A 15,688-nucleotide genomic window follows, 5' to 3' on the forward strand; every position below is an offset into this window, starting at 1 on the left:
AAACAGATAACAATCTCGGCATCTTGTTCGCGCAAAGGGAAAAAAATCGTTTCAGGGCACAACCGATTTCGCTTCAACGTGTTGCTCGCGCGGCCGATTTGGCCGCGCATTTCAAGCCTGGGTGGTATGCCCCCCGACAGCCATCGCTGCCTGCCGCAGCGCCTCAGACCGTGTCGGATGGGGGTGGCAGGTCAGGGCAATGTCCTCGGCGGAGGCGGCGAACTCCATCGCCACGCAGTACTCCGCGATCATCTCGCTGACGCTGGGGCCAACGAGGTGTACACCGAGAATCTCATCGGTGCGCTCGTCCGCCAGCACTTTCGCGAAGCCGTCTGTTCCGTGATTGACCTTGGCGCGGCTGTTGGCACTGAACGGGAATTTGCCCACCTTGTAAGCGCGATCTTCCTCCTTCAGTTGCTCTTCCGTCTTGCCGACGCTGGCCAGCTCGGGCTGGGTGTAGATGACGTTGGGGATCAGGTTGTAATTCAGCTCACCCTTCTTGCCGACGATTCGCTCGACACACACGCCGGCTTCATCCTCCGCCTTGTGAGCGAGCATTGGGCCGGACGTCACGTCGCCAATGACCCAGATGCCATCTACCGCCGTTCGATGCCCCTTGTTGGGCAAAACGCCGCGCTTGTCCACCTCCAGGCCGACGGTTTCCAGGCCCAGCCCTTTCGTCACCGGGCGACGGCCGATGGACACCAGCACGTAGTCCGCTTCGATTTGCTCGGCTTCGCCACCGGCGGCGGGTTCGATGGTCAGCGTGACGCCGGTATCTGCAGCAACAGCAGAGGTGACCTTCGAGCCGAGCTTGAATGCCATGCCCTGACGCGACAGCGAGCGATGCAGCGTCTTGCCCGCCTCAAGGTCCGTGCCGTGGGCGACATGGTCGAGAAATTCGACCACCGTCACCTTCGCCCCCAACCGGCGCCAGACCGAGCCCAGCTCAAGACCGATGACCCCCGCGCCAATTACCACCAGATGCCTGGGCACCTCGCTCAACGATAACGCGCCGGTGGAATCGAGAATGCGTTTGTTGTCGATGGTCACGCCTGGCAGGGGCGTCGGCTCGGAGCCGGTGGCGATGATGATGTCCTTGGCGGTCAATTCGGTTTCGGCACCCGCAGCGTCGGTGACGATGACCTTGCCGGGCCCGGCGAGGCGGCCCCAGCCTTTGATCCAGTCGGCTTTGTACTTGCGAAACAGAAACTCGATGCCCTTGGTCAGGCCCGTCACGCTTTCGACCTTTTGCGCCATCATCTGTGTCAGGTTTAGCGTCGGCGTGACTTCGATGCCGAGCTTCTTGAATGCCTCGCCCGTTGCCGCCTCATACAGCTCCGAGGCGTGAAGCAACGATTTCGAAGGAATGCAACCCACGTTCAGGCACGTACCGCCCAATGTTTCACGGCCTTCGATGCACGCCACTTTCAGGCCTTTCTGACCCGCATGGATCGCCGCGTTGTAGCCGCCGGGGCCGCCACCAATGATGACAACGTCGTAATGGCTCATGAACGTACTCCTTCAGGGAATCGACAATGGAGGGAAGCGTAGCCGTGTCTGGGCAAATGTCGCGCGTCAGCAAGGTCGCTTAAATGATGGGCGTAATATTTCTCCCCGTGCACTTCAAAGTCAAGTGGGTGGACCAATCGCTATTCCCCTCGCATCTCGTAGGACCGGCTTTAGCCGGGAAGGCGCACTCCTGACTTTCCAAGGATTCAAACCGATACGACGGCAGGCGACGTTTACCTGTCTGCTGCCTGTCTGACCCCCCATCCAGCGCCGCGCAAACGAATAATGAGACGAAAATTTCACGATTTCTGTTATATCGTAACGCCCTGTGTCAGCGTGGCTTGGCGCCGCGTAATTGCAACGCCGGAGAGTGGGCGGAAGGGTAATGATTACAGCGTTAAACGGGCTTTGGAGTTGCAATGCGGGTTGATCTGGATGATGAGTGCGTTGCACCGGCGAGCCTACCGCGATTTCAGCAGGCGGCTGTTCAATCGACACGTCTTTCACGGCTGACGTATCTGACAGGAGCGATGGGTATCATCGGTCTGGTGGTGTCGCTTTTCGTTGACCTCTTTTCTCCCAATTCGCTGTGGACGGCGGTGCTGACCAACAGCGCCGCGAGCCTGCTCGTACTGGCCGGGGCGTTGCAGTCGGCCCACGTCGTCAGCCAGTGGCGCGCCGGCGTCATGGCACCGCCCTCTGCGGCTGCCTCTGACGATGAAGCGCTGCTTAATGGCGACGAGCAGGGCTGGTACGACCGCGTGCTTGGACGCATCAGCGGTGCTGGCACTTCGATGGTCGGCCAGGTCGGATTGCCAGTGTTCTGGCTGGCAGGCTGGGCGTTGCTGTCGCTGGTCAGCATTGGCCTGATCTGGAACCTTGCCTTGGCAGGCAGCAATGTCGGCCTCGTCGGTAACGTAATCGGCGGTTTGCTCCTGTTGATCGCGTTTGCGCTGCTGGTGCTGGAGCGGCAATTCAGCAATGAGTCCGAGGCCAGTTGGCCTGAAGCCGAGCAAGTGGCGCAGATCACCAAGGTCGCCATCGGGACGCTACTGGTTACCGCGTTCTGCCTGTTTTTCTCTTCCGTTGATCGCGTATGGCCCGCCCGGCTTGCGGTGTTGATCGGCCTGTTGCCTGGGCTGGTCGCCGTCGAGTTACTCATCCGTGCCTTCTTGTCCGTCTTTAGCCCGCGCAACGAACGCCTTGAACCGCGCCTGATCGCCAGCAGCTTCGTTGCCGGCCTGTTGCGCTGGCCGCCGCGTCCGCTGCTGGCGCTGCAAAACGAACTGCACAACCGCTTCGGCATCGACCTGCGGCAGATCTGGGCGTTTACCTACATGCGCCGCGCCTTTCTGCCGGTGCTGGCGGTCATCATCGGCCTCGGCTGGTTGCTGAGCGGTGTTCACGAAATCCCCATACAAGGCCGTGGCATTTACGAGCGGTTTGGCAAACCGGTTGAAGTCCTCGAGCCGGGTCTGCATGCCGGTTTGCCTTGGCCGTTCGGAACAGTGCTGGCGGTGGAAAACGGTGTGGTTCACGAATTGGCGACCAGCGTCTCGGAGGGGGCGGGCGCCGAGCAGACCCTTGACCCTGCCGAAGGCCCGCCGCCTGCCATTGCCAACCGGCTGTGGGACGCCACGCACATCAATGACAAATCGCAAGTGATCGCCAGCGGCTCAGGAGACAAGCAAAGCTTCCAGATCGTCAACATGGACGTGCGCTTTGTGTATCGCATCGGATTGTCGGACGAAGCCGCGCTGGCCGCGACTTACAACAGCGCCGACATCCCCAGTCTGATTCGCAGCACCGCCAGCCGCGTGCTGGTGCACGACTTTGCATCCCGCACTCTCGACGAGTTACTTGGCGAGCAGCGCAATGATCTGGCGGCCGACATCGGCGACGCCGTACAGCGCGACCTGAAAAAACTCGACAGCGGTGTAGAAATTCTCGCCACCGTGGTCGAGTCGATTCATCCGCCAGCAGGTGCGGCCAACGCCTATCATGCGGTCCAGGCCGCACAGATCAGCGCTCAGGCGTTGATTGCCCGAGAACGCGGCGCGGCGGCTGATCAGGCCAACGTGGCGCAATTACACGCCAGCATGGCCCATGACCAGGCGGCCGCGAGTTCGCGAGAAGTGATGGCGACAGCGCAAGGTGCGGATTTGCGTTTCAGCGCCGAACAACAGGGCTACGCCAAAGCGGGCCAGGCATTTCTGCTGGAGCAGTACTTCAGTCAGCTGACCCAAGGGCTGACCCACGCCAAGTTGCTGGTGCTGGATCATCGGCTTGGCGGCACCAGCGCGCCGACCATCGATTTGCGATCTTTTACCCTACCGGTCGACCCCGCAGCGTCGACTCAATCAGCTGACCAGCCCTCGGCTGAATAAGGAGTCTTCCCTTGAGTCTGTTTCACTCCCACGATCATCACGACCATTCCGGTCACGACCACAGCGGTCACGGCCATGGCGGCCACCATCACGGTCATCACCATGGCGAAGCCTCCGGCCCGGCTGTCTTTCCGTGGCGTCGTGCTGCGCTGGCGGCGGTGCTGATTGCCTTCGCGGTCGCGGCGGCAAGTCTGGTGCAGGTGCGCTCCGGCGAGGCGACGGTCATCACGCGCTTCGGCAATCCGGCGCGAGTGCTGCTCGATCCCGGCCTGAGCTGGCGCTGGCCGGCGCCATTCGAAGCAGCGATCCCCGTCGACCTGCGTTTGCGCACCACCTCGAGTGGCTTGCAGGACGTCGGTACCCGTGACGGCCTGCGCATCATCGTTCAGGCGTACGTGGCGTGGCAGGTGCAGGGCGATCCGGACAACGTGAAGCGCTTCATGCGCGCCGTGCAAAACCAGCCGGACGAAGCCGCGCGGCAGATCCGCACCTTCGTCGGCTCTGCACTCGAGACCACCGCCGCGAGCTTCGATCTGTCGAGCCTGATCAACACCGACGCCAATCAGGTGCGCATCGCCGATTTCGAAAACCAGCTGCGTCAGCAGATCGACAAGCAACTGCTGACCACCTACGGGGTTCGCGTCCTGCAAGTGGGGGTCGAACGTCTGACGCTGCCATCGGTGACCCTCAATGCGACGGTCGACCGCATGCGCGCCGAGCGCGAAACCATCGCCACCGAGCGCACCGCCATCGGCAAGCGCGAGGCTGCGCAGATCCGTTCTGCCGCCGAACGCGACGCGCGGATTGTCGAGGCCGACGCCACCGTGAAAGCCGCCGACATCGAGGCGCAATCCCGCGTGGAAGCGGCGCAGATTTACGGCCGCGCCTACGCCGGTTCGCCCCAGCTGTACAACTTGCTGCGCTCGCTGGACACCCTCGGCACCGTGGTGGGACCAGGCACAAAACTGATTCTGCGCACCGATGCCGCACCGTTCCGGGTGCTCGTGGACGGCCCGCCGACTCTGGATGGCAAGGCTGGAACGCAGCCATGACCGAGCACGACGCTGCGCACATCGAGCGGCCGGTGGTGAACAGCCCTTGGCTGCAGGCCAATCGGCTGGCGTTTCTGGGATTGTATGTCGTGACCCTGCTGGCGGCGGTTGGCTGGGCGGTCTCCAACGTGCGAGAAATCGATCCACAGAACCGCGCCGTCGTGTTTCGCTTCGGCGAGCTGGACCGCGTGCAGAACGCCGGTTTGCTGGTGGCCTGGCCACAACCGTTCGAGCAAGTGGTGCTGCTGCCTTCCGCTGACCGCGTGATCGAGCGGCACGTCGAAACGCTGTTGCGCTCACCCATTGCGTTGGCGGCCGACAAGATCACCAGTTTTGCGACGCCGATGAGCGACGCGCTGGCAGGCTCGGGCTATCTGCTGACGGGTGACGCTGGCGTCGTACAGCTCGACGTGACGGCGTACTACAAAGTGACAGACCCACGGGAGTTCGTGCTGCAAGGCGAGCATGTGCTGCCGGCGCTGGATCGTCTGGTCAATCGCAGCGCCGTAAGCCTTGCTGCAGCGCGTGACCTGGACACCATTCTGGTGGCGCGTCCCGAGCTGGTCGGCTCTGACAGCCAGTCTGCCGAGCGTCGCGAACGCCTGCGCGGCGACCTGGTGCAGGGCATCAACATGCGGCTTGGCGAGCTGACGGCCACTGGCGTGGGTCTGGGCGTTGAAGTCGTGCGGGTCGACGTGCAGTCCAGTCTGCCGGCGGCTGCGGTAAACGCGTTCAACGCGGTGCTGACTGCCAGTCAACAAGCCGATCAGGCCGTGGCGAACGCGCGCACTGACGCAGAGAAACTCAACCAGACCGCCAATCAGCAGGCTGACCGCACCCTGCAGGTCGCCCATGCGCAAGCATCCGAGCGGCTGGCCAAGGCGCAGACCGACACCGCTGCGGTGACCGGGCTGGCGCAGTCGATGCAGAACAAGAGTGATCCCGGATTGCTGCTGCGGATCTACCGCGAGCGGGTGCCCGCCATCCTGAAACAGGCGGGTTCAGTGACCACGGTCGACCCCCGCGACGATTCCCGTCTGATCATTCAGGGAGCTGACAAATGAGTGGCGAAGCCGTGCATAACCATTCCCACGAACCTTCCCATAAGCATGCCGAGCCCGCCGCGCCTGGCAGCATGCTGACCAGCCGCGAACAGCGCAGCGCCGCCCGGCAGTTGACGCTGGCGATGCTTGCCCTCGGCCTGCTCGCGCTGGGGCTGGTCTGGCGATTTTTCTCGCCCGAGCAAGTTGGGGTCAGTCAGCTGCTGTTGGGCGCCGCCTCTCTGCTGGTGGCCATCCCGGTGGTCAGTGCCGGTTGGCACAGCCTGCGTTATCCCAGCCTGCACGGCATTACCGATCAACTGATTGCCCTGGCCATGCTCGGCGCCTGGGCAACGGGCGATCTGATGACCGCCGCGCTGCTGCCGATCATCATGATCTTCGGCCACGTGTTGGAAGAGCGCAGCGTGATCGGCTCTCAGGAAGCCATTCAGGCACTGGGCCGCCTGACCCGCAGCCATGCCCGGCTGATCGATAAGGATGGCGCGATCCGCGAAGTCGACAACGGTACGTTGATTGCTGGTGACCGCGTTGAAGTGCGCGCCGGTGACCGCGTACCGGCTGACGGCTTGGTGATCTCGGGGCAGGCCAGCCTCGATACGGCGCCCATTACCGGAGAGTCGGTTCCGCTCGAGGCGCGCGCCGGCATGGAGGTCTTTGGTGGCGCGATCAACCTCGACGGGCTGCTGCGCATTGAAGTGACGCGCATCGGCAACGAGTCGACCCTGGGCAAGGTCATCGCGCTGATGCAAAGCGCCGAACGCTCCAAACCGCCCATCACTCGCCTGTTGGAAAAGTACGCGGGCAGCTACATGGTGCTGGTGCTGTTGATCGCGGCCGTGACCTGGTTCATCACCAATAACGCCCAGGCTATGCTGGCGGTGCTGGTCGCCGCGTGTCCCTGCGCGTTGGTGCTGTCGGCGCCCGCGACAGCCATTGCCGGTATTGCGGTCGCCGCGCGCCACGGCATTCTGATCCGCAGTTCGGCCTTTCTTGAAGAGCTGGCTGACCTCACTTCGCTGGTCGTCGACAAGACCGGCACACTGACTTATGGGAGTTTGCGCCTGCAGTCAGTTCAGGCCGAGGAGGGCGCAGGTGACGACGTTATTGCGCTGGCGGCAAGCCTGGGTTCGGCGAGCAGCCACCCGGTCAGTCGCGCGCTGGCGACGTTGGTCGGCAAGGATCATCTGCTTCCTCTGGACGACATTCGTGAGCGCCAGGGGCTGGGCGTCGTTGCACAGACCGCCCGGGGTGAAGCGGCGTTAGGGCGGCCTGAGCTCTTCGCACAGTTGGGAATCGCGACCTCGCCGATCCCCGATCACGATGGCCCGATTGCCGGGCTCGCGCTAAATGGCCACTTCTTGGCCTGGATGCTGCTGGCCGACAGCCTCAAGCCTGAAGCACGTCAGGCGCTGAGTGAGCTGCGCGAGCTAGGCCTGGGTCGACAGTTGTTGCTGACGGGGGATCGGCAGAGTGTCGCCGACAGCCTGGGTCACGAGGTCGGCATCGGCGACATCCACGCCCAGGCGTTGCCTGAGGACAAGCTCAATCGGGTCATGAGCGAAATCAAAAAGGGCTTTCGCCCAATGGTCGTCGGCGACGGCATCAACGACTCGCTGGCGTTGAAGGCCGGCGTAGTCGGCGTCGCGATGGGGGCGGGTGGGGCGGACATCGCGTTGGCCTCCGCCGACATCGTGTTGATCGGCAATGACCTGCGCCGCCTGGGCACCTGTGTGCGACTGAGCCGTCAGTGTCGCCATACCTTGCAGGTGAACGTAATCATCGGGCTTGGCTGGACGCTGGCCATCGTCGCCATGGCGGCCTTCGGTGTGCTGGGTGCGGCAGGCGCCATGATCGCGGCGGTCTTGCATAACCTCAGCACGCTGCTGGTACTGGGTAATGCTGGGCGACTGCTGCGTTTCCACGAGCCCATCGCGAAGTTTCATAATCCCTCCTGAGCCCCATTCCCCGGCCCTGCGCTGATAGTGCCGAGTTAGAGGGCTCCACTAAGTATTAAAATTTGCTTGAGCTTTGAAGAACTCTGTTACAAATTAAGTTCAGTCTTGTTCGGGGTGATCCATTTGCAGGCGTCACATTGGCTCGAATTCTGGGGCACAGGGTCGTACCCGTTGTAGATTCGTCGTCGTTCAAACCAGCCGATCGCCTGACGGCTCCTGATCTGGAGCCGGTTATGGACTACCCTTTTCCATGTAGCTGGATCAGGGGGATTTTATATGCTCGCGCAACTTCCACCGGCGTTACAGAACCTTCATCTGCCGCTGCGTCTCAAGCTCTGGGACGGCAACGAACTCGACTTGGGAAATGATCCCCGCGTCACGATCGTGGTAAAGGACCCGTCTCTCGTTTCCGATTTCACCCACCCAAGTCTGGGCCTTCTTGGCAGTGCTTTCGTTGAGGGCCGGCTTGAGCTGGAAGGCTCGATCAGCGAAGTGGTCCGGGTGTGCGACGAGCTGACCAAGGCGCTGGTCGACGAGGACGACGACAACCTCCCTGTGCGCACCGAGCACGACAAGGCCACCGACGCTGCGTCGATCTCCTACCACTACGACCTCTCCAATGACTTCTATCGCCTGTGGCTGGACCGAGAAATGGTCTACTCCTGCGCGTATTTCAAGACCGGTAACGAGACGCTCGATCAGGCCCAACAGGACAAGTTTCACCATCTGTGCCGCAAGCTGCGCCTTAAGCCCGGGGAATACCTGCTCGATGTCGGCTGTGGCTGGGGAGGCCTCTCTCGCTTTGCCGCGAGTGAATACGGCGTCAAGGTATTCGGCATCACGCTGAGCCGCGAGCAGCTGGCGCTGGCCCAGGAGCGGGTGCGCGCGGACGGTCTGCAGGACCGTGTCGAGCTGCAGCTGCTCGACTACCGGGATCTGCCCAAGGACGGCCGCTTCGACAAGGTCGTCAGCGTCGGCATGTTCGAGCATGTCGGCCACGCCAATCTCGAGCTGTACGCGAAATGTCTGTTTGATGCGGTGAAGGAGGGCGCTCTGGTGATGAACCACGGCATCACCGCCAAGCACACCGACGGGCGACCTGTAGGGCGCGGCGCCGGTGATTTCATTGATCGCTATGTATTTCCCAATGGTGAGCTGCCGCACCTGTCGATGATCACTGGATTCATCAGTGAGGCCGGTCTGGAAGTGGTCGATGTGGAAAGTCTGCGCCTGCATTACGCCAAGACGCTCGAACACTGGAGCGCCCGCCTGGAAGAGAAGCTCGACGTCGCCGCTGCGATGGTGCCGGAACAGGCGCTGAGAATCTTTCGGTTATACCTGGCTGGCTGCGCGTATGCGTTTTCCAAGGGCTGGATCAATCTGCACCAGATCCTGGCGGTGAAACCCCATGCGGACGGCAGCCATCATCTGCCGCTGACGCGGGATGATTTGTACCGGTGAGTGCCCCAAGCCTGTGGGAGTCAGCTGACTTCCACAGACTGTGGTTCATCAAACATGACAGCGCCGCCGATGGATCTGCGAGCAAGGAAACTGTGGGAGCGAGCTTGCTCGCGAAGAGGTCGGTAGGTCCGCTGACGTTGTCAGCGGTTGAAGCACTGTCTTCGTGAGCAAGCTCACTCCCACAAGGGCTGCGGTCCTGCATGCCATCGTAGCGTCTGGGCAACACGGAGGGAGTATTGCTCCACCGCATCTACAGAATCGGCGAAATCAGCCTGGCAACCCGCATTCCCAACTGCTGCAAATGATGGGTCTCTTTGCTTTCTTCGCTGGAGATCTCGTGGGAGAGGGCAAAGTCATCGATCAGCATGGTTTCGACCTCGCGTGCGAAGTCTTCGTCCACGGTCAGCAGCATGAGTTCGAAGTTGAGCCGGAACGATCGGTTGTCCAGGTTCGCGCTGCCGATCGCCGAGATCGCGTTATCCACCAGCACCACCTTCTGGTGCAGGAAGCCGGGCTTGTAGCGAAAGATACGAACGCCTGCGCGAACGGCTTCGAAGGCGTACAGGCTGGAAGCGGCATATACCGTGTAATGGTCGGGGCGCGACGGCAGCAGCAGGCGCACATCTACTCCGCGCAGGACCGCCAACCTCAGCGCCGCCGATACGGCCTCATCGGGAATGAAATACGGTGTCGTGATCCACACCCTTTCAGTCGCCGCGTGAATGGCTTCGACGAAGAACAGCGAGCAGGTTTCCTGCGCATCGGCCGGGCCGCTGGCGAGTAACTGGCACAGCACGCCGTCTTCCGGGTAACTGTCCGGCAGGATCAGCGGTGGTATCTCGCGGGTTGCCCAGAACCAATCTTCGGCAAACGATTCCTGCAAACACGCTACGACAGGTCCGACAACGCTGATGTGGGTGTCGCGCCATGGCGCCAGCGGCGGTTTGAGGCCGAGGTATTCATCACCCACATTGTGCCCGCCAACGAAGCCTTTGATGCCATCCACCACGACGATCTTGCGGTGATTACGGAAGTTGATCTGGAAGCGCGTCAGCCAGCCGCCCCGGGTTGCGAACGCCTTTATCTGCACGCCGCCGTCGCGGAGCTTATCGATGTAACGCGCCGGCAGCGCGTGGCTGCCGATGCGGTCGTAGAGCACATGGACGGCGACGCCTTCTGCGGCTTTTTCCAGCAACAGCCCTTGCAGGCGGCGACCGAGATCATCGTCGTGGATGATAAAAAACTGCACGAACACCACTTGCCGGGCGCCTTTGATGGCCTCGAAGATTGCGCCAAACGTTTCATCGCCGTTGATCAACAGCTTCACTTCGTTGTTCGCCAGGCACGGCATGCGTCCCAGCTTCGGCATCGCGCGCAGGGAGCGATAAGCGTCCGAGCGCCGCGCCGCCACGGCCTCTTCAATCCATGGTTTCCAGTTGAAGTCGGCAATCGCCACGCGCATTTCGGTGTTCGCCTGACGCCGCGCCTTGATGTACGCGTCGAACGTACTCCTGCCGAAAACCAGATACGGAATCAGCGCGACATAGGGGATGAAGATGAGTGGCATTGCCCAAGCGATTGAGCCTTGAGCCGTACGCACAGTGAGTAAGGCGTGGATTGCTGCGACAATGCCCAGCAGATGAGTGAAACCCAGCAAATAGCCAAAGAAATACGGGCTGTGGTAATCCATGCGCAACCTTGTGCCATAAGCTTATCGGTGTCTAACAGACCACATGGCGCCGGGATTGTCGCTATTTTATTGAAGCTGCAACTGGCTGCCCGATCTGTCGTCTAACCGTCATCGTTCAGTGACCTGCCGGCAGGTCGCATCAAGATGCCCAAGAGTCCTAAAGGAAATCCGATTCATGAAAAAGCGCGTACTGGCGTTGATGGTTTGTCTGGCTGCGCCCCTTGCACAGGCTCAGGTGTTGCAGCCCGGGCTGTGGGAGTTGAGCTCAAGCAACATGCAGGTGGACGGCCAGCAAATGCCGGACTTGCAGGTAATGCTGTCCCAATTGCAGATGATGGCGCCGCAGCAGCGCGCGGCCATGGAACAAATGTTGGAAAAACAAGGCGTTACTTTGGGTGGTAAGGGCGTTCGTATTTGCCTCACGCAGGAGCAGGTCAAGAATGAGCAAATTCCGCTGACTGATCCGAAGTCGGGCTGCACCCAGCAGATCACAGAACGTACCGGCGCTACCTGGAAGTTCAAGTTCAGTTGCCCTCGCGCCCAAGGCACCGGCACTGCACAGTTCCTCAGTGACCGTGAGTTCAATATCCATGTCATCGGCTCATTCAATGCAACGGGCCAGCAGCAGAACGGTAGCATGGACACCCGCGCTGTCTGGCTGGGCCAGCAATGCGGGACGGTAAAACCTAGAACCTGATTTGTAACTTTCCAAAAGCGCCCTGACCTGTCAGGGCGTTTTTGTTGGTGCACAAAAAGGGTAGTGTTCCACGTGGAACATCTTGTTGTTTCACATGAGATTTTCGGCCTTAGGCGTTGAACATACTGATTAAAACCCTCGCCTTTCTTATAAAAAGCTTCATCTTCGTCCGATATTCCGGCTGTTATATTGTAACCATTATCATCCATCTCTGAGCCGGGATGCTCTTCGCCATCGGAACGTGCCATGCACCGACGTCAACTGCTGCTCAATATGCTTTTGGGCAGCGCCGCCTTTGCGCTTCCTTTCTCAGTCAACGCAACGCAGATCCGGAACGCCCGCTTGTGGCGGTCCGATAGCAAGTTGCGGCTGGTTTTTGACCTCAGTGGCCCCGTGCAGTACAAAACCTTCACGCTCAGCGCGCCTGAACGGATCATCATTGATGTCAGCGGCGCGCGGCTTGAGGGCAACTTCAGCCAGCTCGCGCTGGAAAACACGCCGATCAAATCCATTCGTTCCGGCCACTTCGGTCAAAACGACACGCGCATCGTGCTCGATCTGACATCACCCGTGCAGCTCAGCAGTTTTCTGTTGGGGCCAGAAGGCGCGCAGGGCAACCGCCTTGTTATGGATCTGGGGCATGACGAGCTTTCCCGTCCTCCAGTGCAGCTCGCCGCAGCAGCGCCTTTGGCGAAAGAGCCACCCGCGCAGAACCCTGGAAGGGACCGTTCCAAGCGCGACATCATGGTGGTCGTCGACGCAGGTCACGGTGGCAAAGACCCCGGCGCCGTCGGCTCGAAGGGAGAGAGGGAGAAGGACGTCGTGCTGTCCATCGCGCAGTTGCTCGCCAAGCGTTTGAAGCGAGAAAAGGGTTTTGATGTGCGCCTGGTTCGCAACGACGACTTTTTCGTGCCGCTGCGCAAGCGCGTGGACGTCGCACGCAAATACAACGCTGACATGTTCATCTCGGTCCACGCCGACGCAGCCCCTCGGCTGACGGCCTCCGGCGCGTCGGTGTTTGCCTTGTCGGAGAACGGCGCGACATCCGCGACGGCACGCTTCATGGCCCAGCGTGAAAACGGCGCCGACCTGATCGGCGCGACCAGTTTGCTAAACCTGAAAGACAAGGACCCGATGCTGGCCGGCGTGATACTCGACATGTCGATGAACGCCACAATCGCTGCGAGTCTGGACTTGGGTCACACCGTACTGGGCAGCCTGGAAGGAATCACGACGCTGCACCAGAAACGCGTGGAACAGGCCGGTTTTGCGGTGCTGAAGTCACCGGATGTCCCATCGATTCTGGTCGAGACCGGCTTCATCTCCAACAGCCGCGACAGTCAGCGCCTCGTCACCGCGCGCCATCAGCAGGCCGTTGCCGATGGGTTGTTTGATGGCATGAAGCGCTACTTCGAGCGGAACCCGCCTGCAGGCTCGTACGTGGCCTGGCGGCAAGAGCAAAAGGCGAATGAGGCGTTGGTCTGACGGACTAAGTCATGAGGCAGAATGTGCAAGTTCGCTCTCATCAAACTGACACCACTGCAGATGCACCTGCCTTAAACACCCATTGTGGGAGCGAGCTTGCTCGCGAAGAGGTCGGAACATCCGCTGCATGTATAGCGCCTGGAACACCGTCTTCGTGAGCAAGCTCACTCTCATCAAACAAAAAATAAGCCTTTGATTTTGTTGCACAATTCAAGAGGCCTTCACCAAGTCTAATCCCAGTTTTCGTGCCTTGCGCAGCAAGGCACGAAACTGCTTTTCTTTGCTCCGTTCTTCAAACGCTTCGATCCCCTGCTCAACATAGGGCTGGCCCTTGGTCAACATGGCGTAGATCAGCCGTGCAAGCTGATGAGCCGTGGCCTTGATCGCGCAACTGGTGTCCATCCGCGCCAGTCGGGCTCTATGGCTGGCGCCGATAAAGCTTTTATCGTTTCGCGCGTTGGACGCCGCTTGCTTGAGTGCCTGGGCTGCGTTGTTGAGGGTTTTCTGACTTTTACCCGACAGTGGGCGACCACCCGAAATCCGTGTCGGTGGTGCCACGCCCAGCCATGAGCAGAAATGCTCCATCGTGGGAAATCGGGACAGATCAGGTCCAATCTCACCGGCAATGACCAAGGCTGTATCGACGCCGATGGTCGGTATGGCGGTGAGATCAACGCCCATGACGCGCCAAAGTGACTGATGTAGGGCCGCCTGATCTGCTGCGCAGCGGTGAGGGCTACGCAGGATTTTTCGTGAGGGTTGCGGGGCTTCTTCGCGCTCGGGCAACTGACTCAGCGCGTCCGTAATTGCCTTGTCGCACGCGCCAATCTGCTGTTCAAAAAAGTCGTAGCACTGCACTTCTTGCTCAAGCGCATGTAGATGTTCCAGGCGCCAATTACCGTGCAGGCTGCGGGCGATGGTCTCTTTGCTGGCCTTGATACGCCGATCAGTCAACTCGGCCAGAGCAGCCGGATCGCGCTCGCCGGCAATAATTGCACGAAGGATTTTCATGCCGGTCACGCCCGAAATATCGCTAATGACGTTGGCGAGCTGAATGTTCATCTGGCTCAGCGCTTTTTGCATACGGTTCAATGTCTGGGCCTGATTGCGAACCTTGCCGGCTCGTTGGCGAATGAGCGCCCGCATGGAACAGATGGCATCGTCAGGGCGAAAGGCTCCGCGTAGCAGGCCATGGCTCATCAGTTGACATATCCACTGGCAATCGAGGACATCGGATTTACGACCGGAAATCTGCCGAGTTGCGCGTGAGTTGACCAGATAGACCTTGAAGCCTCGCGCATCAAGAAGCTCAAACAGTGGAATCCAGTAGACGCCGGTGGCTTCCATGGCCACGACCTCTATCTTCAGACTTTCAAGCCAGTCGGCCAGCTTGATGAGGTCGTCGGTGAAGGAGGAAAAGCTGCGTACCGATTGCTTGTGGTCACGATCAACGGCGACCCAATGCTCACGGCTGCCGATGTCGATACCGGCACAATGCGGATGGACCCGTTCAAAACGCTGTCTGGATTGCTTGCGCGCCATGCTAATTCCTCGCAGGATGATGGGCGCGCGGGGCACACGGTGGCGAAAGGGTTCACTCTCTCATACGTGGTCACGGCTAGCCGTGCCGACAAGGACTCTACGCCGATACCGTGCGGGCCACTCTCCCACGCGGGTGCTGTCACACCAATGTGAGTACCGGCCTCTGTCCCGCGCTCCTCAATCCTAGCAAAGCAAGAGCGGCTGCCCCTGACGGGGCAGCCGCTCTTCGCTTTTCAAGGTATTCGCATCACCACAGGAGATGAGTCGTGCACCCTGTTTGCTGCGCGACAGCGCGGCGCGTAGCGGCGGGACGGCTCCCACATGGACAGTGTTTGCCAGGGAGCCAGCACGGCGTATGACGACGGAATCTTCCCTCATTCCTGCAGGGGTCAGGTCACCGACAACCCATCACTCGGTCGCAGGTGATCTTGGTCCGGCTTCCACTCGAACTCGATACCCGACTGATCGTCGTCCAGCCCACTTTCTGAATGTACCCCACCCAGATTTCACCGTCCGATGCCAGGCCGGTGAAGAACGTCAGCGAGCCATAGCGGCTGTTGGTCTGGGCCCAGCGGCGCTTGCCCGCACTTTCAAAGCCGCGCACGAACATCGTTTTCCCTGCCACCGCCACGCTGTACGTGTTGTTGTCGGCATCGATGCAGGCCAACAGCGTCGCGGTGCGCGTGCACAACGCCTTGTCCAGCCTTGGCGAGGGAGGGAGCGCAAACGCCTGCGTGCTCAGCACCAGCGAACACCCTGCCAACAACGAAAACAACCGAGTCATGAAACTGCCTTAAAAAAGATTAGCGCCTGCGTATCGTTATACTATAACGTAAAAAGCGATCA

The 15,688-nt window shown here is 60.6% G+C and carries 11 protein-coding genes; 7 read left to right on the forward strand and 4 right to left on the reverse strand.

The window, feature by feature from the left end; genetic code table 11:
* Window positions 1–111: 111 nt before the first annotated feature.
* Complete coding sequence (lpdA, locus tag FX982_RS07635; RefSeq protein WP_172610210.1) at window positions 112–1,512, reverse strand: dihydrolipoyl dehydrogenase; 1,401 nt, start codon at window positions 1,510–1,512, stop codon at window positions 112–114.
* A gap of 419 nt (window positions 1,513–1,931) precedes the next feature.
* On the opposite strand from lpdA, the gene hflK reads away from it, so the two are divergent.
* The 5 genes from hflK to cfaB all read left to right on the forward strand — a co-directional run bounded on the left by hflK (window position 1,932) and on the right by cfaB (window position 9,428).
* Window positions 1,932–3,899 (forward strand): protease modulator HflK, encoded by a 1,968-nt coding sequence (gene hflK, locus FX982_RS07640; protein ID WP_172610211.1) that lies wholly within the window; start codon window positions 1,932–1,934, stop codon window positions 3,897–3,899.
* An 11-nt stretch (window positions 3,900–3,910) separates the two neighbouring features.
* Window positions 3,911–4,951 (forward strand): protease modulator HflC, encoded by a 1,041-nt coding sequence (hflC, locus tag FX982_RS07645; RefSeq protein WP_172610212.1) that lies wholly within the window; start codon window positions 3,911–3,913, stop codon window positions 4,949–4,951.
* Window positions 4,948–6,015 (forward strand): SPFH domain-containing protein, encoded by a 1,068-nt coding sequence (locus tag FX982_RS07650; RefSeq protein WP_172610213.1) that lies wholly within the window; start codon window positions 4,948–4,950, stop codon window positions 6,013–6,015. Before hflC ends, FX982_RS07650 begins: the two co-directional genes overlap by 4 nt.
* A 71-nt stretch (window positions 6,016–6,086) precedes the next feature.
* Window positions 6,087–7,967: a cation-translocating P-type ATPase gene (locus FX982_RS07655; protein ID WP_254074914.1), complete on the forward strand. Its 1,881-nt coding sequence runs from the start codon at window positions 6,087–6,089 to the stop codon at window positions 7,965–7,967.
* Window positions 7,968–8,243: 276 nt separating this feature from the next.
* Window positions 8,244–9,428 carry a C17 cyclopropane fatty acid synthase CfaB gene (gene cfaB, locus FX982_RS07660; RefSeq protein ID WP_172610215.1) on the forward strand — a complete coding sequence of 395 codons (1,185 nt, stop codon included), beginning with the start codon at window positions 8,244–8,246 and terminating at the stop codon, window positions 9,426–9,428.
* A 250-nt stretch (window positions 9,429–9,678) separates the two neighbouring features.
* Here cfaB and cls read toward each other — a convergent pair whose 3' ends face one another.
* Complete coding sequence (gene cls, locus FX982_RS07665; RefSeq protein ID WP_172610216.1) at window positions 9,679–11,118, reverse strand: cardiolipin synthase; 1,440 nt, start codon at window positions 11,116–11,118, stop codon at window positions 9,679–9,681.
* Between the two features lie 175 nt (window positions 11,119–11,293).
* Between cls and FX982_RS07670 the strand changes: the two genes are divergently transcribed.
* Together FX982_RS07670 and FX982_RS07675 are read left to right on the forward strand one after the other, a co-directional pair.
* Window positions 11,294–11,815, forward strand: a complete 522-nt coding sequence (locus FX982_RS07670; RefSeq protein ID WP_172610217.1) for a DUF3617 domain-containing protein — start codon at window positions 11,294–11,296, stop codon at window positions 11,813–11,815.
* 246 nt (window positions 11,816–12,061) lie between these two features.
* Window positions 12,062–13,300 carry an N-acetylmuramoyl-L-alanine amidase gene (locus FX982_RS07675; RefSeq protein WP_172610218.1) on the forward strand — a complete coding sequence of 413 codons (1,239 nt, stop codon included), beginning with the start codon at window positions 12,062–12,064 and terminating at the stop codon, window positions 13,298–13,300.
* A gap of 210 nt (window positions 13,301–13,510) precedes the next feature.
* Here FX982_RS07675 and FX982_RS07680 read toward each other — a convergent pair whose 3' ends face one another.
* Window positions 13,511–14,842 (reverse strand): IS110 family transposase, encoded by a 1,332-nt coding sequence (locus FX982_RS07680; RefSeq protein WP_172610219.1) that lies wholly within the window; start codon window positions 14,840–14,842, stop codon window positions 13,511–13,513.
* Between the two features lie 394 nt (window positions 14,843–15,236).
* Window positions 15,237–15,626: a glutamine synthetase gene (locus FX982_RS07685; protein ID WP_172610220.1), complete on the reverse strand. Its 390-nt coding sequence runs from the start codon at window positions 15,624–15,626 to the stop codon at window positions 15,237–15,239.
* Window positions 15,627–15,688: the final 62 nt, after the last annotated feature.

Source organism: Pseudomonas graminis, from assembly GCF_013201545.1.
Taxonomy (GTDB): domain Bacteria; phylum Pseudomonadota; class Gammaproteobacteria; order Pseudomonadales; family Pseudomonadaceae; genus Aquipseudomonas.